The organism is Microbacterium sp. zg.Y909 (assembly GCF_024626565.1).
Genome location: NZ_JANJFJ010000675.1, coordinates 1 through 1,133 on the forward strand (window position 1 = coordinate 1; position 1,133 = coordinate 1,133).

A 1,133-nucleotide genomic window follows, 5' to 3' on the forward strand; every position below is an offset into this window, starting at 1 on the left:
TCGCGGTTCCTCGAGGCAGTGCGTCACGGTCACCGCAGCTTCCTGCTCGCCGACGAGCCGGGACTCGGCAAGACGGCCGAGTCGGTGCTCGCGGCATCCGTCGCCGACGCCTACCCTCTACTGGTGGTCGTGCCCAACGTGGTCAAGATGAACTGGGCCCGCGAGGTGCACCGCTGGACGCCGCAGCGTCGGGCAACGGTCATCCAGGGCGACGGCGAGAACATCGACGCGTTCGCGGACGTCTTCATCGTCAACTACGAGATCCTCGACCGGCATCTGTCGTGGCTCGGCTCGATCGGTCTGAAGGGCATGGTCGTCGACGAGGCGCACTTCATCAAGAACCTCACGTCGCAGCGTTCCCAGAATGTGCTGGCGCTGGCCGGTCTGATCCGCGAGCAGGTCAGCGACCCGCTCATGCTCGCCCTCACCGGCACCCCGCTGATCAACGACGTCGAGGACTTCGACGCGATCTGGCGCTTCCTCGGCTGGACCAACGGCGAGAAGCCCGGTCCCGAGCTCATGGAGAAGCTCGATGCCACGGGTCTGACGCCGGCGGACAAGGCGTTCTACCCCGAGGCGCGCGAGGCCGTCATCTCGATGGGGATCGTGCGGCGCAAGAAGAAGGACGTCGCCGCGGATCTTCCCGACAAGCTCATCGCCGACCTCCCCGTCGAGCTCGACGACGACTTCGGCCGCTCGATCCGGGCCGCGGAGCGCGAGCTCGGCGACCGCCTCGCGGCGAAGTACCGCCGCATCCTCGAAGCGCGCGGTGACCGGGTGTTCCTGGGCGACTACGACGAGGACATCGTGCGGCTCGTCGCGCACAACGAGCTGGAAGAGGCCAAGTCCGCCGGCTCCGGTTCGGAGAACGTCTTCACCATGGTCCGCCGCATCGGCCAGGCCAAGGCCCTGCTCGCTGCGGACTACGCGGTGCAGCTGCAGCGGTCGGTGGGCAAGGTCGTCTTCTTCGCCAAGCACATCGACGTCATGGATGCCGCCGAGGCGCACTTCGCCGCGGCGGGCCTGCGCACCGTGTCGATCCGTGGCGACCAGACGACCCCTGCTCGCCAGGACGCCATCGACGCGTTCAACAACGATCCGGGCGTCGGCATCGCGGTGTGCTCGCTGACGGC

Annotated in this window: 1 protein-coding gene; it reads left to right on the top strand. The window is 67.9% G+C overall.

Translation table 11 applies throughout. The features are described from left to right. A partial coding sequence (locus NQ160_RS24045) for a DEAD/DEAH box helicase (RefSeq protein ID WP_257517490.1) occupies window positions 1–1,133 on the top strand: 1,133 nt, incomplete at both ends.